At 74.0% G+C, this 23,436-nt stretch carries 27 protein-coding genes; 8 read left to right on the top strand and 19 right to left on the bottom strand.

Going from position 1 to position 23,436, the window contains the following annotated elements; all coding sequences use genetic code 11:
• The first annotated feature begins 354 nt into the window (after positions 1-354).
• Together ABZ920_RS29765 and ABZ920_RS29760 are read left to right on the top strand one after the other, a co-directional pair.
• A complete protein-coding gene (locus tag ABZ920_RS29765) occupies positions 355-1,050 on the top strand; it encodes a type 1 glutamine amidotransferase domain-containing protein (protein ID WP_361511703.1) in 696 nt (231 codons plus the stop codon).
• Positions 1,051-1,238: 188 nt separating this feature from the next.
• The gene (locus ABZ920_RS29760; RefSeq protein ID WP_361511700.1) at positions 1,239-2,129 is read left to right on the top strand and encodes an NAD(P)-dependent oxidoreductase; all 891 of its coding nucleotides are present in this window, start codon (positions 1,239-1,241) and stop codon (positions 2,127-2,129) included.
• 49 nt (positions 2,130-2,178) lie between these two features.
• Here the strand turns inward: ABZ920_RS29760 and ABZ920_RS29755 are convergent, their stop codons facing one another.
• Entirely contained in the window at positions 2,179-3,066 is an 888-nt protein-coding gene (locus ABZ920_RS29755; RefSeq protein ID WP_361511697.1) for a hypothetical protein, read from the bottom strand.
• Positions 3,067-3,358: 292 nt separating this feature from the next.
• Here ABZ920_RS29755 and ABZ920_RS29750 point away from each other — a divergent pair, with 292 nt between their 5' ends.
• Positions 3,359-4,066, top strand: coding sequence for a response regulator transcription factor (locus tag ABZ920_RS29750; protein WP_361511694.1), 708 nt, complete (start codon positions 3,359-3,361; stop codon positions 4,064-4,066).
• A 34-nt stretch (positions 4,067-4,100) separates the two neighbouring features.
• On the opposite strand, the gene ABZ920_RS29745 is transcribed toward ABZ920_RS29750, so the two are convergent.
• Positions 4,101-5,738 carry an ATP-binding protein gene (locus ABZ920_RS29745; protein ID WP_361511691.1) on the bottom strand — a complete coding sequence of 546 codons (1,638 nt, stop codon included), beginning with the start codon at positions 5,736-5,738 and terminating at the stop codon, positions 4,101-4,103.
• 338 nt (positions 5,739-6,076) lie between these two features.
• Here ABZ920_RS29745 and ABZ920_RS29740 point away from each other — a divergent pair, with 338 nt between their 5' ends.
• Positions 6,077-6,433 (top strand): SH3 domain-containing protein, encoded by a 357-nt coding sequence (locus ABZ920_RS29740; protein WP_361511688.1) that lies wholly within the window; start codon positions 6,077-6,079, stop codon positions 6,431-6,433.
• Between the two features lie 212 nt (positions 6,434-6,645).
• Here ABZ920_RS29740 and ABZ920_RS29735 read toward each other — a convergent pair whose 3' ends face one another.
• From ABZ920_RS29735 to ABZ920_RS29690, 10 genes are all read right to left on the bottom strand, one after another.
• A complete protein-coding gene (locus ABZ920_RS29735; RefSeq protein WP_361511709.1) occupies positions 6,646-7,851 on the bottom strand; it encodes an ABC transporter permease in 1,206 nt (401 codons plus the stop codon).
• A gap of 170 nt (positions 7,852-8,021) precedes the next feature.
• Positions 8,022-8,732, bottom strand: coding sequence for an ABC transporter ATP-binding protein (locus ABZ920_RS29730; RefSeq protein ID WP_361511686.1), 711 nt, complete (start codon positions 8,730-8,732; stop codon positions 8,022-8,024).
• Positions 8,729-10,051 carry a peptidoglycan-binding domain-containing protein gene (locus tag ABZ920_RS29725; protein ID WP_361511683.1) on the bottom strand — a complete coding sequence of 441 codons (1,323 nt, stop codon included), beginning with the start codon at positions 10,049-10,051 and terminating at the stop codon, positions 8,729-8,731. The genes ABZ920_RS29730 and ABZ920_RS29725 overlap by 4 nt, the downstream gene beginning before the upstream one ends.
• A 2-nt stretch (positions 10,052-10,053) precedes the next feature.
• Complete coding sequence (locus tag ABZ920_RS29720) at positions 10,054-10,650, bottom strand: hypothetical protein (protein WP_361511680.1); 597 nt, start codon at positions 10,648-10,650, stop codon at positions 10,054-10,056.
• Positions 10,651-10,832: 182 nt separating this feature from the next.
• Positions 10,833-11,369 carry an RDD family protein gene (locus ABZ920_RS29715; protein ID WP_361511677.1) on the bottom strand — a complete coding sequence of 179 codons (537 nt, stop codon included), beginning with the start codon at positions 11,367-11,369 and terminating at the stop codon, positions 10,833-10,835.
• 215 nt (positions 11,370-11,584) lie between these two features.
• Entirely contained in the window at positions 11,585-11,962 is a 378-nt protein-coding gene (locus ABZ920_RS29710) for a hypothetical protein (protein WP_361511674.1), read from the bottom strand.
• 125 nt (positions 11,963-12,087) lie between these two features.
• The gene (locus ABZ920_RS29705; protein ID WP_361511671.1) at positions 12,088-12,360 is read right to left on the bottom strand and encodes an SCO5918 family protein; all 273 of its coding nucleotides are present in this window, start codon (positions 12,358-12,360) and stop codon (positions 12,088-12,090) included.
• A 58-nt stretch (positions 12,361-12,418) separates the two neighbouring features.
• The gene (locus ABZ920_RS29700) at positions 12,419-13,960 is read right to left on the bottom strand and encodes a DEAD/DEAH box helicase (RefSeq protein WP_361511668.1); all 1,542 of its coding nucleotides are present in this window, start codon (positions 13,958-13,960) and stop codon (positions 12,419-12,421) included.
• A gap of 252 nt (positions 13,961-14,212) precedes the next feature.
• A complete protein-coding gene (locus ABZ920_RS29695) occupies positions 14,213-14,416 on the bottom strand; it encodes a cold-shock protein (protein ID WP_007383480.1) in 204 nt (67 codons plus the stop codon).
• A gap of 311 nt (positions 14,417-14,727) precedes the next feature.
• Positions 14,728-15,084 (bottom strand): MerR family transcriptional regulator, encoded by a 357-nt coding sequence (locus ABZ920_RS29690; RefSeq protein ID WP_361511667.1) that lies wholly within the window; start codon positions 15,082-15,084, stop codon positions 14,728-14,730.
• 516 nt (positions 15,085-15,600) lie between these two features.
• On the opposite strand from ABZ920_RS29690, the gene ABZ920_RS29685 reads away from it, so the two are divergent.
• Complete coding sequence (locus ABZ920_RS29685) at positions 15,601-16,104, top strand: DUF5994 family protein (protein ID WP_361511664.1); 504 nt, start codon at positions 15,601-15,603, stop codon at positions 16,102-16,104.
• A gap of 141 nt (positions 16,105-16,245) precedes the next feature.
• Here the strand turns inward: ABZ920_RS29685 and ABZ920_RS29680 are convergent, their stop codons facing one another.
• From ABZ920_RS29680 to ABZ920_RS29670, 3 genes are all read right to left on the bottom strand, one after another.
• Positions 16,246-17,490 (bottom strand): PP2C family protein-serine/threonine phosphatase, encoded by a 1,245-nt coding sequence (locus ABZ920_RS29680; protein ID WP_361511661.1) that lies wholly within the window; start codon positions 17,488-17,490, stop codon positions 16,246-16,248.
• A 133-nt stretch (positions 17,491-17,623) separates the two neighbouring features.
• Complete coding sequence (locus ABZ920_RS29675) at positions 17,624-18,046, bottom strand: PIN domain nuclease (RefSeq protein ID WP_361511658.1); 423 nt, start codon at positions 18,044-18,046, stop codon at positions 17,624-17,626.
• Entirely contained in the window at positions 18,043-18,258 is a 216-nt protein-coding gene (locus tag ABZ920_RS29670) for a type II toxin-antitoxin system VapB family antitoxin (RefSeq protein ID WP_361511654.1), read from the bottom strand. The genes ABZ920_RS29675 and ABZ920_RS29670 overlap by 4 nt, the downstream gene beginning before the upstream one ends.
• A 252-nt stretch (positions 18,259-18,510) precedes the next feature.
• On the opposite strand from ABZ920_RS29670, the gene ABZ920_RS29665 reads away from it, so the two are divergent.
• On the top strand, positions 18,511-18,915 hold the full coding sequence (locus tag ABZ920_RS29665; protein WP_361511651.1) for a hypothetical protein: 405 nt from the start codon (positions 18,511-18,513) through the stop codon (positions 18,913-18,915).
• A gap of 115 nt (positions 18,916-19,030) precedes the next feature.
• Here the strand turns inward: ABZ920_RS29665 and crcB (ABZ920_RS29660) are convergent, their stop codons facing one another.
• Genes crcB (ABZ920_RS29660) through crcB (ABZ920_RS29650) form a run of 3 tightly spaced genes read right to left on the bottom strand, consistent with a single transcriptional unit; the run spans position 19,031 to position 20,240 of the window.
• Positions 19,031-19,405: a fluoride efflux transporter CrcB gene (crcB, locus tag ABZ920_RS29660; RefSeq protein ID WP_361511648.1), complete on the bottom strand. Its 375-nt coding sequence runs from the start codon at positions 19,403-19,405 to the stop codon at positions 19,031-19,033.
• Positions 19,402-19,752, bottom strand: a complete 351-nt coding sequence (locus ABZ920_RS29655; RefSeq protein ID WP_361511706.1) for a DUF190 domain-containing protein — start codon at positions 19,750-19,752, stop codon at positions 19,402-19,404. The genes crcB (ABZ920_RS29660) and ABZ920_RS29655 overlap by 4 nt, the downstream gene beginning before the upstream one ends.
• Positions 19,752-20,240 carry a fluoride efflux transporter CrcB gene (gene crcB / locus ABZ920_RS29650; RefSeq protein ID WP_361511645.1) on the bottom strand — a complete coding sequence of 163 codons (489 nt, stop codon included), beginning with the start codon at positions 20,238-20,240 and terminating at the stop codon, positions 19,752-19,754. Before crcB (ABZ920_RS29650) ends, ABZ920_RS29655 begins: the two co-directional genes overlap by 1 nt.
• 329 nt (positions 20,241-20,569) lie before the next feature.
• On the opposite strand from crcB (ABZ920_RS29650), the gene hflX reads away from it, so the two are divergent.
• Positions 20,570-21,778: a GTPase HflX gene (gene hflX, locus ABZ920_RS29645; RefSeq protein ID WP_361511642.1), complete on the top strand. Its 1,209-nt coding sequence runs from the start codon at positions 20,570-20,572 to the stop codon at positions 21,776-21,778.
• A gap of 81 nt (positions 21,779-21,859) precedes the next feature.
• Here hflX and ABZ920_RS29640 read toward each other — a convergent pair whose 3' ends face one another.
• Positions 21,860-22,198 carry a MerR family transcriptional regulator gene (locus tag ABZ920_RS29640; protein WP_361511639.1) on the bottom strand — a complete coding sequence of 113 codons (339 nt, stop codon included), beginning with the start codon at positions 22,196-22,198 and terminating at the stop codon, positions 21,860-21,862.
• 691 nt (positions 22,199-22,889) lie between these two features.
• Between ABZ920_RS29640 and ABZ920_RS29635 the strand changes: the two genes are divergently transcribed.
• Entirely contained in the window at positions 22,890-23,264 is a 375-nt protein-coding gene (locus tag ABZ920_RS29635; protein ID WP_361511637.1) for a hypothetical protein, read from the top strand.
• Positions 23,265-23,436 lie beyond the last annotated feature (172 nt).

The following is a 23,436-nucleotide window of genomic DNA, read 5'->3' as shown; positions in this document are numbered from 1 at the left end:
TCCTCGGACCGGCGCGAGTGCCGTCGCTCACCGGCGCACCCGGGTCGACGCGCCGGCCGCTGCGGGCGGACACCCCCCGACACGGCCCCTGCCGTGCGTGGGCGGCTGCGGGTGCGGGTGCGGATGCCCGTGCGTCGCCGGCTGCCGTACGCATGGCTCACGTGGGCGAGTGCCGTGCGCCTGGTGCGGCGGGCTCGGCAGCCACGGTTGGTGCGCCCGTGCCGTGGCACCCGCTTCTCGAGTACATCGAGGTTCCGATGGCTGTCATCGGCTGTCCTATTGGCTCGCCGATGGCCTGCCCTCCTACCGTCGAGATCGTCCGTACCCCGCACGACTTCGAGGAGAGACACGACCATGGCGAGGATCCTTTTCGTGATGACCGCGGCCGACCAGTGGACCCTGGCCGACGGCAGCAAGCACCGCACCGGTTTCTGGGCCGAGGAGGCGGTCGTTCCGTTCGAGGCGTTCAAGGCCGCCGGTCACGAGGTCACCGTGGCCACCCCGGGCGGCGTCGTGTCCCCGGTCGACCCGGCGAGCCTCGCCCCCGAGGCGGTGGGCGGCGAGGAGGAGGCGGCCCGTCTGCGGCAGGTGATCGAGACCGCCCCCGAGTTCGCGCGCCCGGTGGCGCTCGCCGACGTACGGCCGGACGACTACGACGCCGTGTACGTCCCCGGCGGCCACGGCCCCATGGAGGACCTGGCGGTCGACGCCGACTCGGGCCGTGTCCTCACCGGCGCCCTGGAAGGCGGCCTGCCGGTCGGCGTGGTCTGCCACGGCCCGGCCGCGCTGCTGGCGGCGGTGAAGGAGGACGGCCGCAACGCCTTCGCCGGCTACCACGTCACCGCCTTCACCAACGACGAGGAGCGGCTCGCGGGCAACGCGGAGAAGGCGAAGTGGCTGCTGCAGGACCGGCTGACCGAGGCGGGTCTGAAGGTGGAGGTGGGGGAGTCGTGGGCGCCGCACGTCCAGGTCGACCGCACGCTCGTCACCGGCCAGAACCCGGCGTCCTCGGCGCCGGTCGCCGACGAGCTGCTGAACAAGCTCGCCTGAGGCCGGGGCCGGGCGGGGGTGCGGGTGGCTCGGCGGGGGTACGCGGGGACGGCGTGCGGGCGAGCGCGCATGATGGCCGCGCGGCGTGATCGCGCGACGGCCGGCGTGGCTCGCCGCTCGCGCCGCGGTACCGACCCAACGGTCAGGAAGCCGCCGTACCGACCGCACGGAATCAGGAAGTCGACGACATGACCGAGACCCGCACCGTGAGCGTCCTGGGCACCGGGATCATGGGGGCCGCCATGGCCCGCAACCTCGTGAAGGCCGGACACACCGTCCGCGTCTGGAACCGCACCGCCGCCAAGGCCGAGCCGCTCGCCGAGGACGGCGCCCAGGTCGCCGCCACTCTGGCCGAGGCGGTGCGGGACGCCGACGTCGTCGTGACCATGCTGTACGACGGCGCCACAGTGCGGGAGGTCATGCGCGAGGCCGCACCCGCGCTGCCGTCCGGTGCGGCCTGGGTGCAGTCGACCACCGTCGGGGTGGAGTCCGTCGGGGAACTGGCGGACCTGGCCCGTGAGCACGGCCTGGTGTTCTACGACGCCCCGGTGCTCGGCACCCGCCAGCCCGCGGAGGCCGGACAGCTCACCGTGCTGGCCGCGGGGCCCGAGGAGGGCCGGGACGCGGTGACGCCGGTCTTCGACGCGGTGGGCGCCCGGACCGTCTGGACCGGTGAGGACGGTGCCGCGGGCAGCGCCACGCGGCTGAAGCTCGTCGCCAACAGCTGGGTCCTCGCGGTCACCGCGGCGACCGGCGAGGTGCTGGCCCTGGCCCGGGGACTGGACGTGGACCCGCAGCGGTTCTTCGACCTCATCGCCGACGGCCCGCTGGACATGGGCTATCTGCGGGCCAAGGCCGCTGCCGTCCTCGACGGCCGGCTGACCCCGCCGAGTTTCGCGGTGGCGACCGCGGAGAAGGACGCCCGCCTCATCGTCGGCGCGGGCGAACGGCACGGCGTCCGGCTGGACGTGGCCGCCGCCGCGGCCGAACGCCTCGCCCGCGCCGCCGCCCAGGGCCACGCCGACGAGGACATGGCCGCGGCCTACTTCGCGAGCTTCGACGAGAAGCCGGGCGACTGATCTCCGTGCGGCCGCCCGGGCGACCGGACCCGCCGCGTGCGTGCGGCGGTCAGCTGATGCAGAGCACCAGCAGGCAGAGCTGCGACGGCGACGTCGGGGAGGTCGTGGGGTCGGACGGGGAGCCGGTCGAGGGGGGTGTCTCCGGGTTCGTTCCGCCGGTGGCCGGGGGTGCGGGCGGGGGCGTCTGCTGGGTCGTGCCGGCCGGCCGGTTGCTTCCCGCCCCCGCGTCGGCGGGGTGCGCGCCGGCGGAGGGCGGGACGGTGGTGCCGGGCTGCTGCGGCACGGACGGTGCGATCGGCGCCCTCGGGGCGGGCGGGAGGGCGGTGTCCGGCCGCGCGTCGGGCGTGGCGAGCCGGGACGCGGGGGCGGAGGGGTGGTGCCGGTGGCCGGCCGCGGGTGACTGCGGGCCCGGCGCGGCCGCGGACCGCCGACCGGTCAGGTGACTCGACGAGGGGACCGTCCCGTCCGCCGGGTCCTCGCCGACGGCACCCGCGATCTCCGGACCGGTGGCGGCCTGTGCCCGGCCGCCGGTGTGCCGGTCCATCGAGGCGACGGTCAGGCCACCGCCGACCAGTGCGACCGCGGTCGCGACCAGCGCACGCCGCTGCGTCTTCTTCCACTGCACGCGCCGGCGTCGCCGTGCCGCCCGGCCCGCACGGACGGGCCCGGTGTCCGCCGGCCCGTCGGGTGCGTCGTCCGCCGAGTCGTCCCGCACAGCGGCCGCCTCGTCGTCGCCGGGCCGGACGGTCTCGCGCCAGGCGTCCGGCAGAGGGACGTTGCGGGCGCCGGCCGCCGATGGGACGGCCATCGTCACGCGCGGGGCCGGGACGGTACGGCCCCCGGGGTTCACCGGTGCGATGTCCGGGGCGTAGGCGCCGCAGCCGGGGCACACCAGGGCGCCGTTGAGGTGCCGACGGCACGAGGAGCAGTAGTCCATCTGCGGTCTTCCTGAAGGGCCGTGCCGGAGGACCACGGGGTCGCGTCCCGGCCGCGCGCATGGGGAGTCGAGCGGCCAGCAACGCTAACGGCGCCATCGCCAGACCGTGTGCAGCCTGTGTGACCCTGCTGCGTGGATCCTCCGGGGGCTTCGCGGTCATGCCGCGCGGGCGCCGCCGGCGGAGTGGAGGGCCGGTCCGTGCGGCCGGGGGAATTCCCGACCGGGTCGGAAATCCGCGGGCCCTGTTGTATGACGGTTCCCGGGACGCGCGATTTCGCTGGGGGGAGAGGCGTTGAACGCTCGCATTCTGGTGGCCGAGGACGACGAGAAACAGTCTCGGCTGATGCGCATCTATCTGGAGCGCGAAGGAAACGCGGTGCAGGTCGTGGCCGACGGCCGCGCGGCGCTGGAACGGGCCCGGTCGGCGCGTCCGGACCTCATCGTTCTGGACGTGATGCTGCCCCTGGTCGACGGACTGGACGTGTGCCGCATTCTCCGGGCCGAATCGGACGTCCCCATTCTGCTGCTCACCGCGCGTACGACCGAGGAGGACATGCTCCTCGGTCTGGACCTCGGCGCCGACGACTACCTCACCAAGCCCTACAGTCCCCGCGAACTGACCGCGCGGGTAAGGGCGTTGCTGCGCCGGTCGAGAGGAGCGGGAGGCGCCGGGCCGGCGGTGCTGCGGGTGGGCGAGGTGGAGCTGGACACCGCGCGGTTCGAGGTGCGGGTGGCCGGGCGGCCGGTGACGCTGACCGCCAAGGAGTTCGCGGTGCTGGAGACGCTGGCCCGTGAGCCGGGCCGGGTCTTCACCCGGGCGCAGATCATCGAGCGTGTCTTCGGTTTCGACCGGGACGTGCTGGAGCGGACCGTCGACGCGCACGTGATGAACCTCCGGCGGAAGCTGGAGGCGGATCCGCGGCGGCCCCGCCACCTGGAGACGGTGTACGGGCGGGGGTACCGCCTCGCGGACGGCGGCCCCGGCCCCGCGCCGTCCTGACGCCGGCCGGTTGCGTTCGTCCAGTGCCGTGCGTTCAGTCGCCTTCCGTCGCGTCGCCGTGCCTCGCCGGCAGAGTGATCGTGAACGTCGTCCCCGCGCCGACCGTGCTGCGCACGCCGATCGTCCCGCCGTGGTCCGTGACGATCTGGCGGGCGATGGACAGCCCCAGCCCGCTGCCCCCGGTCGCCCTGCCCCGTGACGGGTCCGCCCGCCAGAAGCGGTCGAAGAGGTGCGGCAGGTCCTCCTGCGGTATGCCCGTGCCGGTGTCCCGCACCTCCACGGCCGCCCGCTCGCCGTCCGGGCGCAGAGCCAGGGTCACGGTGCCGCCGGCGCCCGTCGCGCGCAGGGCGTTGCCGAGGAGGTTGCCGACGGCCTGGCGCAACCGGTCGGGGTCCGCACGCACGTGCACCGGGTGCGGCGCGTCCAGCTCCAGGGCGACGCCCGCCGTCTCGGCCTGCGCGCGGTGGGCGGTGCGGCTGGTGTCGAGCAGCTCCCGCAGGTCGACCTCGCAGCGGTGGTACGTGAGCGCCCCGGCCTCGGCCAGGGCGAGGTCCTGCAGGTCGTCGACGATCCGCTGCTGGAGCAGCGCCTCCTCGTGCAGGGAGGCCAGCAGCTCGGGCGTGGGTTCGACCACCCCGTCCCGCAGGGCCTCCAGGTAGCCGCGCAGATTGGCCAGGGGGGTGCGCAGCTCGTGCGCGATGTCCCCGGTGAGCCGGCGCTGGCGCTCCTCGCCGGCCTGGATGGAGGCGGCCATCCGGTTGAAGGCGCCGCCGAGCTGGGCGATCTCGTCCCGCCCCGAGACGGGCACGCGCCGGCCCAGGTCGCCTTCGCCGAGCCCCTTGGCGGCGAGGGTCATGGCCCGGACCGGGCGCAGGACGGCCCGGCTCAGCAGCAGTGCGCCGAGGAGGGCGGCCAGGGCGACACCGGCCGCGACGGCGACGGTGGGCGCGGCGGCGAGGGTGGGCGGGGACTCGTCCCGGTAGCCGAGGTGGACCTCCAGGCGGGGCGGGGCGACGGAGGCGGTGCGCTCGTTGAACACCCGCTGCAGGCAGGGGGCGAGGGGCTGCACGGGCTCGCAGGCGCGCAGGGCCCGCAGGTCGTCGGGGGTGCGCGGGTCGGCGCCGCGGGGCGGCTCCTGGCACCGCGCGGACCGGTCCTCCGTGGTGACCCGGGGGACGCCCAGGTCGTCCTGGCGCGTGGTGACGTCGGCGCCCGATCCGGTCAGGCAGGCCGCGTAGGCCGCCGAGGAACGGTAGTTGGCGACCGCGGTGGCCGCCGTCTTGACCGAGAGCTGGGGCGGCTGCCCGGCGGGCAGCCGCAGGACGGGCCGGGCGTCGACCACGACCGCGGGCCGGCCGCTCAGGGGCCGGGGCTCGCGGCCCGCCAGGGCGTCGGAGTCGGCGAGGAGGGCGCCTGTCTCGGTGGCGACCCGGACGCGCTGTCCGGTGTCCCGGGCCAGTTCACGCACCGTGGGCGAGAGGCCGCGCCAGGTGCCGTGCGCGAATCCGTAGGCCCGGAGTTCGCCGGTGATCCGGGAGACCTCCTGCTGCCCGGCGCTGACGGTCTCCCGGACCTGGCGATTGGCCTGACGCAAAGTGAGCCACGCGGTGGCGGCGGTGGCGGTCAGGGCGACCAGCATGACCAGACCCAGGATGCGGAACCGGAAAGTCATCGCGTTTCCCCAGTTCCGGCCGTCCCGACGCGTGCCCTCAACGGTGCTCCTTCGATCGGTTCTCTTCGGGTGGGGGATGTCCCGCCGGCGGCCGGCGTATATGCCGCATGAGTGACCCTTCCGTCGGCTCATCCCCCGAATGGCTGTTTTTCACCCGGATTGGTTCAGGCCTCGTGGGCACCGAAAGGAGCCAAACGACCGCGGAACGCTTTCTTCAGGTCCGTCGGGTGGCGAAGGTGCTTACGCCGCACGCATTCGAAAGACGCGGCGGCGCTCCGACCGCTCCGGTGCCTCCGGTACCGGAGCCGCACTGCCGACGACACTTATGGGGGTTCACAGTGAAGCGTCGACTCGCCGCATTGCTTCCCGCGGTCGCCCTGGCGGCCCTGGCCGTTCCGGTGGCCACCGCCACCTCTGCCTCCGCCCACGCGTCCTGCGGGGCCACGGCCGGCGACAAGGACGGCTCGTCCTGGGGGTACTTCGCCAACGGCGCCAACGAGCGCTCCGGCTCCAGCACGGGCTGTACGAGCAGGGGGATCGCGTACAGCAACGACAAGCTGGACTACCACTGCTACACCGTGGGCAACGACGGCTACACCTGGACGTACCTGCGCAACGACACCGACAAGGTGTACGGCTGGGTCCGGGACGACCTGCTGAGCAACGGCGGCAGCCTCGAGTACTGCGGCTTCTAGCAGGTCCGCACGACCACGCCGCACAGGGGCGTGACAGCACGTCAGGGGCGGTCATGCGGGAGGCCGCCCCTTCCCCGTACGCCGCCGCGGGCGTCCCGTGGTCCATCCCCTCCTCCCCGCCCCTCCCGTTCCGTCGCCCCCCGGCCGTCCCTTTCGGCTCGGGAAGGGCTTCTTGGCCCCTTGTCCGCGGCGCGCGGCCCGCGGCCCGCGGGTCAGGTGCCGGACAGCGCCTCCGTCGGGGACAGCCGGCTCGCCCGCACCGCCGGGTAGAGACCGGCGACCATGCCGATGAGCAGGGTGGAGCCGATGCCGGCCGCGCTCGCCCAGGGCGGGACCACCGTCGGCCAGCCGCGGCTGACGGCGTAGCCCGCCGTGATCAGGGTTCCGACGACGCTGCCGCCGAGTCCGCCGATGAGGGACAGCAGCAGCGACTCCGTCACGAACTGCGTGCGGATCTGGCCCCGGGTCGCCCCGAGGGCCCGGCGCAGTCCGATCTCCGGGCGGCGCTCCAGGACCGAGATCACCATCGTGTTGCCCACCCCGACCCCGCCGACCAGCAGCGACACACCGCCCAGGCCCAGCAGCAGCCCGGTGAGCGCCGACTCGGTGGCCTCGCGGGCCGCCAGCGCGTCGGAGGGCCGGGAGACCCGCACCTCGCCCGGCTCCTTGGGGTTCGCCGTGGCGGGCAGGACCGCGCGGACCGCCGCCACCTCGCTGTCCTCGGCGCGGACGTAGACCATCGAGGGGTGGCCGTCGAAACGGAGGTACGTCCGGGCCGCCGGCCCGCCGACCAGCGCGGCGCTGTCGAGCTCCGGCGCGAGTGGTACGGGGTCGAGGACGCCGGTCAGCGCGAACCAGCGGCCGCCGATCCAGACGCGCGTCCCGGGTGTGTAGACGTCGAGCCGCTGGGCGGCCGTGGCGCCGAGGACGACGGCCGGGTACCTCTCCGTGGCCGCGTCCAGCCAGCGGCCCCTGTGGACCCGGCCGCCGACGGCCGGCAGCAGGTCGCGGTCGGCCGCGAGGACGTCGAGGGAGCCGGTGCGGCCGATGGCGATGTGCTCGTTGCGGTAGACGCGGGCGCCGGTCGCGCCGGTGGCGGCGACCTGCCGTACGGGCGGGATCCTGCGCAGCATCGGCACGGCCTCGTAGGGGAGTTGCACCTTCTCGCCGCCCAGCCCCTGGCCGGGCGCGACCCGCAGGAGGTTGGTGCCGAGCGCGTCGAGGCGGCGGTCGACCTCGGCCTGCCCGGAGCCGGAGATGCCGACCACCGCGATCATCGCGGCGACGCCGATGGCGATGCCGAGGGCGGAGAGGAAGACCCGCAGGGGCCGCGTCCGCAGGCCGGTGCCGCCGAGGCGTACGACGTCGGCGGGCCCGAGCCGGGCGGCGCGCAGCCGCGGCCTCGACCGTTCGGGCAGGGCGGCTGTGGTGTCCGGCTCCGGGCCGGGGTCCGCGGGTGCGGTGTCCGGGGAGTCGGGGTCCAGGGCCCGGAAGCGCAGGGTCTCCGCGTCCGGACCGCCGTCGCCCGTGGAGCCGCCGTCCGGGCGGTGCGGCCCCTCCGGCCCGGGCGGGTTCGTCGTGCGGTCCGTCACCGGGGTGCCCCGATCGTCGAGCCGCGGGTGGTGTCGGCGACCAGGCGGCCGTCGCGCATCTCGATGCGGCGGGGCAGCTCGGCCGCGATCTCGCGGTCGTGCGTGATCACCACGACCGTGGTGCCCGCCGCGTTCAGCTCGCGCAGCAGGGTCAGTACGGCGGCACCCGACGCGGAGTCCAGGTTGCCGGTCGGCTCGTCCGCCAGCAGCACGGACGGTTCGCCGACCACCGCGCGGGCCACGGCCACCCGCTGCCGCTCGCCGCCGGAGAGCTGCTGCGGCAGGTGGTGGACCCGGTGGCTGAGCCCGACCCGGGTCAGCGCGGCGGCCGCCCTGGCGCGGCGGGCGCGCAGCGGGACGCCCGCGTAGAGCAGGCCGTCCGCCACCGCGTCCAGCACGGGCACGCCGACCGCCAGGTGGAACTGCTGGAAGACGAAGCCGATCCGGGTCGCCCGCAGCGCGGACACCTCCCGGTCGGACAGCTTTGCCACGTCGTGGCCGTCGACGAGCACCCGCCCGGAGGTGGGCCGGTCGAGGCTGCCCATCAGGTTCAGCATGCTGGACTTCCCGGAGCCCGACGGGCCGGTGACCGCGACGAGTTCGCCGCGCCCGATGCGCAGACTCACGTCCCGGACCGCGGCCACACCGCCCGGATAGGTCTTGCCGACCCTGTCGAACTCCACGACCGCCGGAGAAGCGCCGCTCACTCGGGGATCCTCACCTTCATGCCCGCGCGGACCGCGCTGCCGCTCACCTCCACGGAGCCGTCCGCGAACAGCCCCGTCCGCACGGCGACGAACCGGCCGTCCTCGGTCTCCAGGCCGTACCCGCCCTCCGCCAGCGCCACCAGCGCGGACACCGGGACGGTCAGCACGTCCTTGACCTCCCGCCCCACGTACTCGACGGTCACCGGGCCGCTCTCCAGCCGGCCCAGGGACGCCTGGTCCTCGACGGTGACGGTGACCGGGACCGTCGCGTTCGCCCCTTGGGAGCCGCCGTCCTCGCCGCCGCCCTCGGCCGCGGCCGCCTGCCTGCCCACCGACGCCACCCTGCCCAGCGCCGTCCTGCCGTCCGGCAGCTCGACCCGCACGTCCGTGCCGCGCACCGCCCAGGCGGCGTCCGCGGCCGAGGCGTCGACGACGACCTTCCGCGAGGTGCCGGTGAAGGTCAGGACGTTCTCGCCGGCCTCCGCGCCCGGGCGCACCCCCGCGTGACCGATGCGGACCCGGCCGGAGGAGTAGATGACGTCCCCGACGCCGACGGTCCCGGTCGGGGGCAGCCCCAGGTCCTTCTGCCAGCGCATGACCGCGCGGGCGGTGGCGGCGGTGAACCGCTCGTCCACGGTGAAGCCGGTGTAGCCGAGGGCCGCCAGGTTGGTCTCGAACTGCATGACGTCCATGCCCGTGAGCTCACGCGGCGCCCCGGCCGTCGCGCCGGTCCCGTCCCCGGACCCGTTGCCGGCGCCGCCCGCGGACCCGGCGCCGTCCGGCGCCGCCGACGCTGGGGTCCCCGCGGGCGGTCCGGCCCCGTTCTTCGGGCCGTTCCGGCCCTGCCCCTGCTGGTCCTGTGGGTCGCCGGCCGCTTCCTGGTCCGGCGCCCGGGGTGTCAGGCCGATGTCCCGGTACATCGGCAGCATCCCGTACAGCAGCACGACCGGCCGGTCGTCGACGCGCAGCAGCGTGCCGCCGCGCCCGACCGTCTCGCCCTGTTCGGGCAGCCAGGTCACGGTGCCCGTCGCCTTGACCGGCAGCGGGATCTCCGTGCCGTAGCCCAACCGGCCGTCCACCGCGGTGCGTTCGGCCAGGTTCCCCCGCTTCACCGCGACGACGGACCCCGAGCGGGGCGGTGCGCTCGGGCCCTCGTCCCCGCCACCGCCGAGCCCGAGGGCGCCGATCACGGCGACCGCCGCCACGAGGACCACGGCCGAGGCGACCAGCGCCGTACGCCGGCCGTGCCGGCCGTGCGGCGGCGGCGGCGCGGGAGACGTCTCCGGCGCGTCGTCGAGGTGCGTCACCGTCTCGGCCACGGTCAGCCCTTGCCGGCCGGCGGATTGGTGGGCGCGCCGATGATCGGTGCGCACAGGCGCGCGGCCCGCTTGGCACCGGCCGAGGTCTGGTCCCACTCGGGCTCGCCCGAGTTGTCGTTGCCGCCGTACCCGTCGGGGCCGGGGTCCGGGAAGTCCGGGGCGCCGTTCTTCTGCATGCAGGCGGCGTAGTCGCGCTTGACCTTGATCTGCGCGGGGGTGAGCCTGGGCTCGTTGGCCTCCTCCAGGCCCTGCGGCACCGTGCCCTTGAGCTTCGAGCACTTCTGGGTCGCCTTGATGAACTTCGGGTCCTTCTTCAGGGCCAGGCCCTGCCCGGACAGGTCGACCTGCCCCCTGGAGTCGGGGTCGGGGAGGTCCATCCCGTTCTCCCGCATGCAGGCGACCCACTTGCGCTGGCTCTCGACGTACGCGGCGACGTCGTCCCCGCCGCCGTCGCCGCCGCCCGTCTTCCCGGCCGACACGGACGAGTCGCCACCGCCGGCCGTCGGGACCTTCGAACCGCCGTCGTCGTCGCCGCAGCCGGTCAGCGCGAACGCCATGACCGACGCCGCCGCGGCCAGCAGTACCCGGTTCGTGTTCATCGGTTCTCCCGCTCCTCGCGTCGGGCCCGGCCGCGGACGCGGCGGGCAGGCCGACCGTAGGACGGAGGTGATGAAGAACCTTTGAAGAACCTGTCAGCTGATCATGCGCCCGCGCCCGGCGGCTGAACCCGCGGCACCGGGTGCGGGGCGCGACCCGTTCCGGGGGCCGTCCACGCCGGGGCTCAGGCCCTGGTCCTGAGGACGACGCTGCGGGCCGCCTTGTCGTGCAGGCACTGCCGGTGGGGCTCGTCCCACAGGCACCACAGCGCGTCGACCAGGCCCAGCAGCGGCACCACCTGCATCAGGAAACCGGCCAGCCAGCGCCACCACGCACGGCCGAGGGAGAGGTTCCCCCCGTCGTCGAGCCCGGCCACGCGCAGCCCGCAGATCTGCTTGCCGTAGGTGGCGCCGTGCCTGGCGTGCAGGACGGGTTCGTAGCAGAGCAGGACCAGGCCGAGCGCGGTGTAGCCGACGACTCCGGCGACCAGGCCGATCATCTCGTCGTCCGCCGTGAGGTTCTGGATCAGGATGACCGCGCCGGCCACCAGCGCGACGGCCAGCATCATGAAGACCCCGTCCAGGAAACGGGCGGTGAGCCGCGCACCCTGGTTGCCGAGGGCCTCGGGAGGCGGGCCCGGCACGGCGGGTCCGGCGGGCGGACGGGGGTACACCGGCTGTCCGTAACCGTACGGCTGCTGCGGGGACTGGTACATGCCCATGCGTGGTCCTGAGATCGTCGCGGGAGGTCGTGTGAGCGTGCGGTGCGGCCGGGACGTGAACCGTCCGCCCCCTGAGGGGACGACCGGACGCTCACGCTGACGTGAGCGTCCCGGAGCGGGCACGGCGCGTCAACGCCCCGGACGATCTCCGCCGGCCACGGCTTCCCCGTCAGGGTCGGGCCGGCCTCCTGCCGCCCCGCCGTGCCCGCCGCGGCTCACTGGTCCGAGTAGCCGATGTCCCCGACGGTCCAGGCGCTGACGTCCTCCAGCGCGACGCGGTACATGCCGCCGGTGTCCGGGATGCCGAAGCTGCCCTGGAGGATCCGGGCGACGTGGAAGTGGAGGTGCGTGGGCCGGGCGTCATCCCGGGGTGGCGTGGCGGTGCCGTCCCGGGGGGTGAACGCGGTGGCGAAGGTTCCCAGGTCCGCGGAGTCCCGCAGGACTTCGGCCACGCGCTGCTTCCACATGGCCTCCGGCGCCAGCCGGCCCGTGATGACCGCTCCGGGAACCACCACGGTCAGGGACATCCGGCTGCTCTGCTCCGCCTCCACCATCGCGGCGATGCCGACGAGCACATCATCAGGGTGCGACATGCCTGAGGAGCCTAGTCGAGCGGGCGCCACCACAGGGACCTGACCGGGACTCAGCGGTCCCCGGCCCCTGTGGTGGCGCCGCCGCCCCGGCCTCGACTGTCGGCCCGGCCTCGGCTGTCGGCCCGTCAGCCGAGGAGGGCGGAGCCTCCCGCGGGCGGGACGGTGGGGGCGTCGTGGCAGGTGAAGCCGAGCCGGGTCAGCGCCCTGCGGACCTCGTCCGCGGTGAAGTCGCGGCGGTCCTGCCCGGTGATCACTGCACCGACCTGCTTGACGGGGTAGGTGCGGCGGCCGACGGTCACGGACACCCCGGTGACGGGTTCGGGCTCGACGCCCTTCATCGAGTGCTCCACCTCGCTCTTGGTCAGGTCGAAGGGGAACCGGGCGATGACACAGCGCATGAATGCCTCGACAGGGTTGTAGGGGAATTTCCGGGAGGGGACGACCCCGCCGGAGCGGTCAGGGAGTCCCGCTGTTCGTCCTCGGGGACGAGCGGCGGGCGCGGGCGGCCCCTCCGCCCCCGCCGCTCCGTCCGCCCCGGCCGCGGCGGGAGGACCCGGTACGCCGGGGACGTTCGACGGCCGGGGTGGTGACGGTGACGGGCACCCCCGGGGGCGCCTGGGCGCCGGTGATGCGGATCAGCTCGGCCTCGCCGGGACGGACGCGGGAGGTTCGCGGGGTGATGCCGGCGTCGGCCATCAGACGGTCCACGTCGCGCCGCTGGTGCGGCAGGACGAGGGTGACGACGGTGCCGGACTCGCCGGCGCGGGCGGTGCGGCCGCCGCGGTGCAGGTAGTCCTTGTGGTCGGCGGGCGGGTCGACGTTGACGACGAGGTCGAGGTTGTCGACGTGGATGCCCCGGGCGGCGACGTTGGTGGCGACCAGGACCGTGACGTGGCCGTCCTTGAACTGTGTGAGGGTCCGCGTGCGCTGCGGCTGGGACTTGCCGCCGTGCAGGGCCGAGGCGCGGACACCGACGGACAGCAGGTGCCTGGCCAGCCGGTCCGCGGCGTGCTTGGTGTCCAGGAACATGATCACGCGTCCGTCGCGGGCGGCGATCTCGGTGGCGGTGGCGTGCTTGTCGGCGTCGTGCACGTGCAGCAGATGGTGCTCCATGGTGGTGACGGCACCCGCGGACGGGTCGACCGAGTGCACCACCGGGTCGTGCAGGTAGCGGCGCACCAGGAGGTCGACGTTGCGGTCCAGGGTGGCCGAGAACAGCAGCCGCTGGCCGTCGGGGCGCACCTGGTCGAGCAGGGCGGTGACCTGCGGCATGAAGCCCATGTCGGTCATCTGGTCGGCCTCGTCCAGGACGGTGGCGCCGACCCGGTCCAGACGGCAGTCCCCCCGGTCGATCAGGTCCTTGAGGCGGCCGGGTGTCGCGACGACGACCTCGGCGCCGTCCCGCAGGGCGCCGGCCTGACGGCCGATCGACATCCCGCCGACGACCGTGGCGAGCCGCAGGCGCAGCGCGCGGGCGTAGGGGGTGAGCGCGTCCGTGACCTGCTGCGCCAGCTCCCTGGTCGGGACGAGGACGAGGGCGAGCGGCTGCCGGGCCTCGGCCCGCTGCCCGTCGAGGCGGGCCAGCAGGGGCAGGCCGAAGGCGAGCGTCTTGCCCGAGCCGGTGCGTCCGCGGCCCAGGACGTCCCGGCCGGCCAGCGCGTTCGGCAGTGTCGCCGCCTGGATGGGGAAGGGGGCGGTCACGCCTTCCGCGCGGAGCGTGGTCAGCAGCCGCTCGGGCAGGTCGACGTCGGTGAACGCCTCGACGGGCGGCAGCGCCTCGGTGAGGGTCTCGGGCAGGGCGAACTCCCCGCGCTGCGGGGTGCGCCGGAGTCCCTGGCCGCCCTTGCCGGGGCCGCCGGAACGGGCGCCCCGGCGGCCGGCCCCCTGCTTCCGCGCCCCGGACCGGCCGCCCCGGGCGGAGCCCGCTGAGGTCCTGTCGGGGGTCTTGTCCGCACGGGAGCGGGAGGGGGCGTCGCCGGTGCGGCGGGTGCGGCTCATGGTGAACCTTCCTCGATGCGGCACGCATCGAGGAATTCCGGCCGGCGGTGGCGGACCGCGGGCGAATTCACAAGAAGGAGCCGAAGAAAGACGGGCATTCCGGGGTGCCGGCGGCGGGCGGGCGCGCCGTGCCGCGCGTCACGCGGGACGCGGCGGTCCGCGCGGCACGAGCCGGCGCGGGCGGGAAAGAGAAAACGGGCCGGGGCCCGCACCCCGAAAGTGCGGGCCCCGGCCACGTGGTACGCGTCAGCGTCAGGCGGGAACGATGTTCTCGGCCTGCGGGCCCTTCTGGCCCTGCGTGACGTCGAACGTCACCTTCTGGCCCTCCTGAAGCTCGCGGAAGCCGGAGGTGGCGATGTTCGAGTAGTGGGCGAACACGTCGGCGCCGCCGCCGTCCTGCTCGATGAAGCCGAAGCCCTTTTCCGCGTTGAACCACTTCACGGTGCCAGATGCCATATTCAATCTCCCTCGGGGCAATGCCGGGACCCGCACTGTGCGGACCCCGAGTCGCTGCGATGATCACCCGTCCGGAAGACCCGGAAAGCTGCGCAAAGAAAAAGAGTGCCCGTCGATGAAAACCGGAGGAGCACTCAACGTCTCTGGTAAGTCTCTGGTAACCAAAACTGCAACCGTTATGACGGTAACACAGGCCGGCCCGAAGGCGGATGCGTTACGCAATTCTCCTGTCCGGGGGCGTCGGGAATCTCGGGGCGCCCCGAGGGTATTTCTGCAGCGGTCGTGAGAGATATTCGGCCCGCCGGCCCGCTTCAGGAGCCGCCGCCCGCGGGGCCGGCGCTGTCGCCGCCGGCCGTCTGCCGGCGCATCTCCTCGTTCAGGCGGAGGGCCTCCTCGAGCTGGTCCTCGAGGATGATGATGCGGCACGCGGCCTCTATGGGGGTGCCCTGGTCCACCAGTTCGCGGGCGCGCGCGGCGATCCGCAGCTGGTAGCGCGAGTAGCGCCGGTGGCCGCCCTCCGAACGCAGCGGAGTGATCAGCTTCGCCTCGCCGACGGCCCGCAGGAAGGCAGGGGTGGTGCCGAGGATGGCGGCGGCCCGGCCCATGGTGTAGGCGGGGTAGTCGTCGTCGTCCAGATTGCCGACGGCGGGGGAGCTCTCAGCGGGCATAGCACCTTCGTTTCGGGGGCTGGGCGAGGGATCCGGGCGCGCCCCGCCCAGGCGGTCGCGCGGTTCGGCACCGGCCGCGGGCCGGCGGCCGGCCCCACCGACATCCGCCGTCACACGGCGGCTCGGCGATCCCGGCCCGTTCCACCGTCCGGCGCTGCCGGCGTACCAACCCTAACCTCCCGGTGCCCGTAAAAGATGCTCCGGCAGCGGCAGATTCCCACCGTTCACGCGGGGAGGAAACCGCGGGCCGCAGCGCCGCCCTCGTCCTGGCGCCGTCCCCGGTGGTTCACCCGTGAGTGTCACGGACGACGCGTCCGAGGAGGCCCCGGCGGCCCGCGGTGGTGCCGCCCGAGGTGCCGGAGGCGGGCGCCGGCCGGGTGGCGGACGACGGTGCCCGGGAGCTCACCGGCGGGCGGCGTGACGGTGCGGGGGCGGGTCCGGTGGGCCCGGAGTACGGTGAGAGCACGAGGCCACTTCGTACCGCGGAGCAGCGCGCTCCGCAGACGGGCGGGCGTCATGCCGGATCCCCGCGCTCCCGTCCCCAGCACGCACGGGCTGCTGCCCGACGGGCCCCACTGTTCCGCCGGACCGGGCACGGCCCTGCTGCGGCTGGCGACGACGCACGCCCGTGAGGGGATCCTGGACGGCGCCTGGTGGCCCCGGTCCCACGACATCGGGGCCGAACTGCCGTCGCTGATCACCGCGTTGACCGAGCACCTCGGCCCGGTCGCCCGCGTGGGCGTCGACGCCTGTGCCTGGGACGCGCCGCCCACCCGCCTGGTGGTCGACGGCCGGACCGTCCACATCGACGCCTTCGCGGTCGGCGACGGCACCGTCCTCGTCACCCGGGGCGACCGGGACTACTTCTCCCTGCTGGTGGTGCCGCCGTCGGCGAGCCCGGAGGTGGCCCGTGCGGCGATGGCCCGGGCGGTCAGCGCCGACAACGCGGCCGGGGCGGAGCAGATCCTCATCGACATCGCCGGCGCGCCGGGTCCGCCCGTCCCACCGGCCGGTCCCTGACGCGGCCGCCGGCCGCGACGGCCGGCCGGCTCCCGGACTCCTGGCCCGGCCTGCTCCCGGACGCCTGTCCCGCGTGGCCGGCTCCCGGGTCCGTCGCGGCCGGCCGCGCGGGCACGGCGGTGCCGGTTTCCGAGGGCCGGATCAGCCCCCGGGCAGCGGCGGGGACGCGGTGGCGAGGTCGGCACCCCTGGCCGCGTCGCGCAGCGGGTGCTCGCCGCCGTACCAGTCCAGGCACAGCACGGTCGCGTCGTCCCGGAGGTGCCCGCCGTGGGCGCTCAGGACCGCCGCCGTCAGCGTGCGGGCCACCTCGCGCGGGTGCAGGTCGGCGGTGCGCTCGATCATGGTGGGCAGATCGATGTCCTCGGCGCTGCGTTCGAGCATGCCGTCGGTGAACATGATCAGCCGGTCGCCCGGCCGCATGTCCAGGCTCTGCACGGTGTAGGTGTGCGGGAAGGGGGCACCGAAGGGCAGGTCCGCGCTGAGAGGGACCTCCTGCGAGCGGCCGTCGCGCAGCCGCAGGGGCAGGGGATGGCCGGCGTTGACGATGCCGGCCCGGTCGTCGTGCAGGTCGATGCGCAGCAACTGCCCCGTGGCCAGGGCGTGCCTGCTGTGCTCGGTGACGGCCTCGTCGGCCAGCCGTGCCTGCTCCGCCAGGGTGGCGCCGGCCCGCCGCGCGCCGCGCAGCGCGCCCACCAGCAGGGTGGCGAGCAGTGCGGAGGCCACGTCGTGGCCCATCGCGTCGGTGAGGGACAGATGGAGCGTGTCGCGGTCGAGGGTGTAGTCGAAGGTGTCGCCGCCGACGTTGTCGGACGGCTCCAGCGCGCCGGCCACCGCGAACTGCCCGGCCTCGCAGGCCAGGGCCGGGGGAAGCAGCTGGTGCTGGATCTCCGCGGCCAGGCTCAGCGGGGTGCTGCGCCGGCCCCACTGGTACAGGTCGGTGAAACGCCGGTTGGCGACGATGATGTAGGCCAGTGCGTGGGCGGCCTCCCCGATCTCCTGCAACGCGGCGGTACCGGGGTTGCCGGGGACCATGACGTCCAGGATCCCGATCGAGTCGCCCCGGGTGGTCACCGGCGCGATGACCCGCGTCGTGCCCGGCCCGCAGGGTTCCAGGCGCAGCTGCTGGGTCCGGATCACCTCCTCGAACACGGTGCCGGCAAGTTCGACGCGCTCCACCTCCCAGGCGCCCTCCGTACCGCCCTCCCCGTGCCTGGAGGTTCCCAGACGGACCACGGCGTTGCCGGAGAAGTCGGTGATCAGGAAGGACACCACGGTGGCGTGCAGACGCTTGCGGAGGTCGGCGGCGACCACGTCGACCGACTCCACCGGCGACGCCGCTTCCGCGGACGCGAGCGCCCCGGCCAGTCCTGGGTGACCACCGGTCACATCGGGCTCCTCTGCTCTGGAACACCCTCCGGTTGTCCCAGTATGCCTCCGGGCGGCGTCCTCGACCTGCGACGACGACCGGACTCCCGGGGCCTTGCCCGCAGGCCCGGGATGCTCCGGGCCGGCTCCGGGCTCACGGGCCGGCTGCGGGGCCGTACCACTGGAGCGCCTGGCCGGTGACGGCGGCGACGCACTCGAAGTCGCGGTCGCGGTGCAGGAGGGTCAGCCCCTGCAGTTCGGCGGTGGCGGCCACCACGAGATCGACGGCACCGGCGCTGCGGTGCTGCCCCCGTTGGGCCAGGATCTCCTGGACCTGCCAGGCGCGGTCGTAGGCGCGGTCGTCGACGGGGACCCACCCGAAGAGCAGACGCACACCCTCGACGCCCCGCGCGCGGTCGGCGGCGGAGCGTGCGCCGAAGAAGAACTCCAACTCGGTGATGGGACACACGGCGATGAGCCCCGCGGCCGCCGCCTGGTCCCATCCGTACTGTTCGGCGTCCTTGTGCAGCAGGCGGGCGAGCGCGCTGGTGTCGATCAGGAACTGCGCGGCGTTCACCGTCGGTAGCGGCCCTTGTCCTCGAAGAGCCCCAGGTCGAAGGCGCCCTCCTCCGCCGCGGCGCGCAGGCGGGTGAGAGCGAGCGCCCGGCGGCGGTTCTCCAGCACTTCGCGCAGGGCGGTGTTGACCGTTTCCTTCTTCGTGCTGGTGCCCAGTGCCTTGGCCACCTCCGCGAGCAGCTGATCGTCGAGGTCGACAACGGTTCGGCTCATCGACTGACCCTTCGTGGATATCAGTGGTGCTATCGAATATATCTCGCTCGATACCTGACTGCTGCCGGAAGCTCCCCCGCGGCCGGCCCGGGGCCGGGTGGCCGCGGCCTGCTGCATTGGTGTCACCGGCGTCACCGGGTCGGGTGACCGCGCCCCGGCTGCCGGGTCCGACACGCCGGATAAGTGTGATCATCACTCTTAGGTGACATGGCGACTCCCGGCCGTCACCGCGGCCGGCAGGAGGACCGATCGATGAACCTCACTGTGAAACTTCTGCTCGGCGCCGCCGCGGCGACGGCCACGGGCGCCGCGGCCCTGCTCGGCACCGGCGCCGTCGGTGCCGCCGAGAGAGCCGGCACCGCCGAGGGCGTCGCCGCCCGCGGCGCCACCGGCGCATACTGCGACCGCGTCGAACGGGGCGTGTGGAGGAGCGCGGGAGCCAGCCGCAACATGACCGGCCACCGCTGCAGCCTGCCGTCCGACAAGCGCCGCTGGCTCACCGTCAGGACCGACGAACTCGTCCTGACCCACTACAGGACGGAGTACGAGGACGGAGGGGTCGACCGGACCGAGACCCTGCACGACAGGATCATCAGGTGCCTGGGCTACACAACCGGCGGCAAGGGCACGGTGAACTGGTTCGGCTGCCCGCCCTGACGACACACCCGCCGGAGCCCCCGTCCCGGCGCGGCCTGAGGAAGCCGGCGCGGGCCTGAGGAAGCGCGGGCCTGAGGAAGCCGGCGCGATTGCTCGGCCGGCCCGGGACCGCGGTCTAGCCGAAGGCCGCCTGGGCGAAGGTCAGCCCGACGAACACCGCGCCCAGCCCGGCGACGATCGAGGCCACCACGTTGACGGCGGCGAGGAAGCGCGCTCCGGACTCGGCCAGCCGCAGCGTCTCGTACGAGAACGTCGAGTACGTGGTCAGCGCCCCGCACAGGCCCGTGCCGAGGAGGAGCTGGACGCTCTCCGGGGCGGCACCGGCGAGCGCCGCACCGGTCAGCACCCCCAGGACCAGCGATCCGGTGATGTTGGCCGCGAACGTCCCCCAGGGGAAAGTGGTGTCGTGACGGGCCTGGACGGCCCGGTCGATCACATACCGCAGGGGCGCGCCGACCGCTCCTCCGACGACGACGAGCAGGAACCTCATGGGGCCGCGGCCTCCCGGCCCTGGTAACGCACCACTTCGACCTCCTGAAGGGTGACGAGGCCGCTGATGGGCAGCTCCTCCAGCCGGGACAGGAACGCCCGGACGCGGTCCTCCTCGTCGACGATGACGATCACCATCGGCAGGTCGTCGGCCAGGGACAGCAGACGGGCGGTGTGCACGACCGACGACGCGCCGAAGCCCTCCACGCCGCGCAGAACCGTCGCCCCGGCCAGACCGAAGGCGTGGGCGCGGTGCACGATCTCCGTGAAGAGCGGCTTGTGGTGCCAGGTGTCCGTGTCGTCGACGACGATGGTCAGGCGCAGCGCGCGCCCGTGCAGCCTCATGATCACGTTCCTCTCGTCACCAGGACGCGCCGGGTGGCGACCATGCCGGTCCCTGTCGCCGCCAGCGCGATCACCACGGTCGCCGCCAGGTAGGCCAGGGCGATGCCGGCCCTGTCCGCCCGTACGAGACGCTCGATGTCGACGCAGTACGTGGAGAAGGTCGTGAAGCCGCCCAGCACTCCGGTCCCGAAGAACGGGCGGAGCAGGGGGTGCACGGTGAGGAACTCCGTGATCGCCACCAGGAACACCCCGATGACGAGGCACCCGACCGCGTTGACGGCGAGCGTCGTCCAGGGGAACGCCGCCCCGCCCGTGGGCCACAGCAGCGCCGCCGCATAGCGTGCGCTCGCACCCAGGGCTCCGCCCACGGCGACGACGGCGAGTACCCGCAGGCCCTTGCGGCGGGCCTCGCGGCGCACGCGCGCCCGGTCCACCGCGGCATCCGCCGTCACCGCGGTCGCCAGTGAGCGGCGCGCAGGCTCACCCCTCATACCGCCCCGCCCCACAGGCCCGGGAGCGGGCCGCTCGACGCCCGGCAGGAACCTCATGACAGGCCGCTTCGTCCACGATCCAACCCTAAGCGTTGAGTTCCACCAGGGCCCCCGATCGGGCATGTCCTTGTCACAGTGAGGGGCACCGGACGGCGGCCGATGCGGAATTCCGCCGCGCACCGAGATACGCGATGCCGCCGACGGGTACCTGGGTGCCGTCTTCCTGGCTGCGCGGACACCCTGCGGGAACGGAAAAAGGGCCGGCCCCTCATCGAGACGCCGAGAACGTCAGCCCGGAGCCACGACCCTCGGCAGGAGCGGAGAGGACCATGCCAAGCACTTGGCTGACAGGCGTGCATCCCGGAGCGACGGCCCACGCGCACGACGCGGGACAGCGGCAGTGGCGGGCGGTCCTGCTCGCCCTCGCGGGGCGCGACGGAGCCGGCCACGCGGGGGAGGGGTCCCTGGACGAGCTGGAGCGGCTGGCCGCGACCGACGGGATCGACGTGGCGGACCGGATGGTGCAGACCCGCGACCGGCCCGACCCGGCGACCTACCTCGGCTCGGGCAAGGTGAACGAACTCGCGGAGCTGGTCGAGACCCGGCAGGCGGACGTCGTGATCGCCGACGGCGAGCTCACCCCGGCGCAGGTGCGCGGCCTGGAGGACCGCACCGGAGTGCGGGTGGTGGACCGCACCGGGCTGATCCTGGACATCTTCGGCGAGCACGCCCGCAGCTCCGAGGGCAAGGTGCAGGTGGAGCTGGCCCAGCTCGCGTACGAGCTGCCGCGGCTGCGCGGCCACGGCCGCGAGATGTCGCGCATCGGCGGCGGCCGGATGGCCGGCGGCGCGGGGATGGGCGTACGCGGCCGCGGTGAGATGCGGCTGGAGATCCAGCGCCGCCACCTGCGCCGGCGCATGCGCACCCTGCGCGAGCAGGAGCGGCGCACCGCCCGCCGACGCGAGGTGACGCGGCAGCGCCGGACCCGGGACCGCGTCCCGTCCGTGGCGATCACCGGTTACACCAACGCGGGGAAGTCGGCGCTGCTGAACCGGCTGGCCGGCGCGGACGCCGAGGTCGCCGACGTCCTGTTCGCCACCCTCGACCCGCTCGTCCGCCAGGTCCGCACCCCCGACGGACTGACGTACACCCTCACCGACACCGTCGGTTTCGTCCGCCGCCTCCCGCACCAGCTGGTCGACGCCTTCCGCTCGACGCTGGAGGAGGTGACCCAGGCGGACCTGGCGCTGCACGTCGTCGACGCCTCCTCGCCGGAGGCGACGGAGCACATCGCCACCGTCCGCGGGGTGCTGCGCGACATCGGCGCGCACGACGTGCCCGAACTGCTGGTCCTCAACAAGGCCGACCTCGCGGAACCCGCGCACCTGGAGATGCTGCGACGGCTCCACCCGGACGCCGTCGTCGTCTCCGCCCGCACGGGCCGGGGGCTGGACGACCTGCGCAACGTCCTGCGGGCCCTCCTCCCGTCCCCGGCCGCCACGGCCGGCGCGCCCGCCGACGCGGGACGGACCGCGTGATGCGGCAGTCCGATCCCAGCGGCGTCGCCGTCGGCATGCTGGTCCCCGACGCCGGCGACACGTAGGCGCCTGCCCATGCGGTCAGTTGGAACTGCCGGCCGCCTCCTTCGCGGCACGGCGGTACTCGGCGTTGATGCGCTGCGCCTCCTCGAGCTGGTCCTCGAGGATGACGATGCGGCAGGCAGCCTCGATCGGAGTCCCCCGGTCCACAAGCTCGCGGGCGCGGGCGGCGATCCGCAGTTGGTAGCGGGAGTACCGGCGATGCCCTCCCTCCGAGCGCAGCGGAGTGATCAGACGAGCCTCGCCGAGGGCTCGGAGGAATCCAGGGGTGGTGCCGATCATCTCGGCTGCCCGGCCCATCGTGTACGCGGGGTAGTCGTCGTCGTCCAGACGATCACTGAGAGGACTGTCGGTTGTCATGTCACCTCGCTGTGCAACGCGTCGAGGGGCCCTGGTGCCGTACGGCACCAGGGCCCCGAAGGAAATTCAACACCATCTGTCGGCCCTATTGAGGTGCCGACCTTCTGTTTCGCCACCCGGCCCGTCAGGCGGGTGCGGGGACCGCGGCTGCGTGACCGGGGACCACCATCCGTTCCGGGGTCTCGCGGTACCCGGGCCGAGGGCTTCTCGGGCCGGGCGATCCTGACGGCGTCTGCTCCTCCGTTCCTCTCTGAACCAACCGAACCCATCGCCGGCTGAACCGGTACTGCTGCCGGCGGCTCCTCGTCCTGCGAGCCGCCCAGTGCGGCTGCCAGCCCGTCACCCTCCTGGCAACACCTTGGCTCCGGGGCTCGGCAGCCGCACTGACCTGCGAACTTCGTATGAATCAAACACCCGGCAGTTCGTGTCTGCCGGGTCTCGTCCGACCGCGTCTACGAGACGAAGCATAACCATGACGGGAGCGAATATCTACTCCGGCGAGAGCAGATCTCGCCTCTCCAGCAGAGGAGAAACCCTGCCGCCTCCGGCCATGGCTGCTCATAGCCGTCGTGCACGGTGATACGGCGAAGCGGCCCCGCGGCGTTCGTCAGGAGCCGTCCTGCGCCGCCCGCCCTGCCGCTCGACCCCTGCGGGGCGGGTCCGGGACAGGCAGCCGAATAAAATCGTCCTCATGTCGAACCCTGATGAGCTGCTCGTCGCCATCTCCGCCGCGGTGGAGTCCGAGCGAAGCAATCAGATGTCGCTGACCGTGGTCGTCGGCGGTGCCGTCATCACCGGCCGGCTGGCGCCCGAGGCCGTGTGGAGGGAGCGGGTGGCGGAGGTCCTGAAGGACTCGGACCGGCTCGGCCCGTTCGCCGACGTCTTCACCCCCGGCCCGCGAGAGGGCCGGCCCGGCCGGGGCGAGGCGCCCACGCATCTGCACTTCCACCTCGCCCGGATCCTGCAGGGCAGCCTCGGAATCCCCGAGACGGGCGGCATGTACCGGGTCGCGATCAGTGACGTCAGCGCATGGACCGTGGGCGACTTCAGCTACGTCGACCGGTGAGCCCTGTCCCCGCCCGACTGCTCGGCCAGTACGTTCGGGAGCGGATGACGACACAGCGGTGGGGGCCCTGCCGACGCCTCGGGCAGCACGGAGCTCTCGTCGCCCGGGTCGTCGAGCACGCCCGGCGCGCCGGTGAGCAGCAGCAGCGCGTGGGCGCCAAGGGCGGCCGCCA

Origin of the sequence: Streptomyces sp. NPDC046831, assembly GCF_040645305.1 — a bacterium.
GTDB lineage: Bacteria > Actinomycetota > Actinomycetes > Streptomycetales > Streptomycetaceae > Streptomyces.
Note: the sequence above shows the minus strand (reverse complement) of the source record. Positions and strands in the feature narration are given on the sequence as shown.

Bases quoted from the DNA above. Each gene is read 5' to 3' on its own strand.
- ABZ920_RS29755 (WP_361511697.1), bottom strand. From the start codon at position 3,066: ATGGACTACTGCTCCTCGTGCCGTCGGCACCTCAACGGCGCCCTGGTG.
- ABZ920_RS29715 (WP_361511677.1), bottom strand. From the start codon at position 11,369: ATGGGCATGTACCAGTCCCCGCAGCAGCCGTACGGTTACGGACAGCCG.
- ABZ920_RS29635 (WP_361511637.1), top strand. From the start codon at position 22,890: ATGTCGAACCCTGATGAGCTGCTCGTCGCCATCTCCGCCGCGGTGGAG.
- ABZ920_RS29745 (WP_361511691.1), bottom strand. From the start codon at position 5,738: ATGACTTTCCGGTTCCGCATCCTGGGTCTGGTCATGCTGGTCGCCCTG.
- ABZ920_RS29670 (WP_361511654.1), bottom strand. From the start codon at position 18,258: ATGAGCCGAACCGTTGTCGACCTCGACGATCAGCTGCTCGCGGAGGTG.
- ABZ920_RS29760 (WP_361511700.1), top strand. From the start codon at position 1,239: ATGACCGAGACCCGCACCGTGAGCGTCCTGGGCACCGGGATCATGGGG.
- ABZ920_RS29640 (WP_361511639.1), bottom strand. From the start codon at position 22,198: ATGACAACCGACAGTCCTCTCAGTGATCGTCTGGACGACGACGACTAC.
- ABZ920_RS29685 (WP_361511664.1), top strand. From the start codon at position 15,601: ATGCCGGATCCCCGCGCTCCCGTCCCCAGCACGCACGGGCTGCTGCCC.
- ABZ920_RS29705 (WP_361511671.1), bottom strand. From the start codon at position 12,360: ATGCGCTGTGTCATCGCCCGGTTCCCCTTCGACCTGACCAAGAGCGAG.
- ABZ920_RS29720 (WP_361511680.1), bottom strand. From the start codon at position 10,650: ATGAACACGAACCGGGTACTGCTGGCCGCGGCGGCGTCGGTCATGGCG.
- ABZ920_RS29665 (WP_361511651.1), top strand. From the start codon at position 18,511: ATGAACCTCACTGTGAAACTTCTGCTCGGCGCCGCCGCGGCGACGGCC.
- ABZ920_RS29690 (WP_361511667.1), bottom strand. From the start codon at position 15,084: ATGCCCGCTGAGAGCTCCCCCGCCGTCGGCAATCTGGACGACGACGAC.
- crcB (WP_361511645.1), bottom strand. From the start codon at position 20,240: ATGAGGGGTGAGCCTGCGCGCCGCTCACTGGCGACCGCGGTGACGGCG.
- crcB (WP_361511648.1), bottom strand. From the start codon at position 19,405: ATGAGGTTCCTGCTCGTCGTCGTCGGAGGAGCGGTCGGCGCGCCCCTG.
- ABZ920_RS29700 (WP_361511668.1), bottom strand. From the start codon at position 13,960: ATGAGCCGCACCCGCCGCACCGGCGACGCCCCCTCCCGCTCCCGTGCG.
- ABZ920_RS29695 (WP_007383480.1), bottom strand. From the start codon at position 14,416: ATGGCATCTGGCACCGTGAAGTGGTTCAACGCGGAAAAGGGCTTCGGC.
- ABZ920_RS29710 (WP_361511674.1), bottom strand. From the start codon at position 11,962: ATGTCGCACCCTGATGATGTGCTCGTCGGCATCGCCGCGATGGTGGAG.
- hflX (WP_361511642.1), top strand. From the start codon at position 20,570: ATGCCAAGCACTTGGCTGACAGGCGTGCATCCCGGAGCGACGGCCCAC.
- ABZ920_RS29765 (WP_361511703.1), top strand. From the start codon at position 355: ATGGCGAGGATCCTTTTCGTGATGACCGCGGCCGACCAGTGGACCCTG.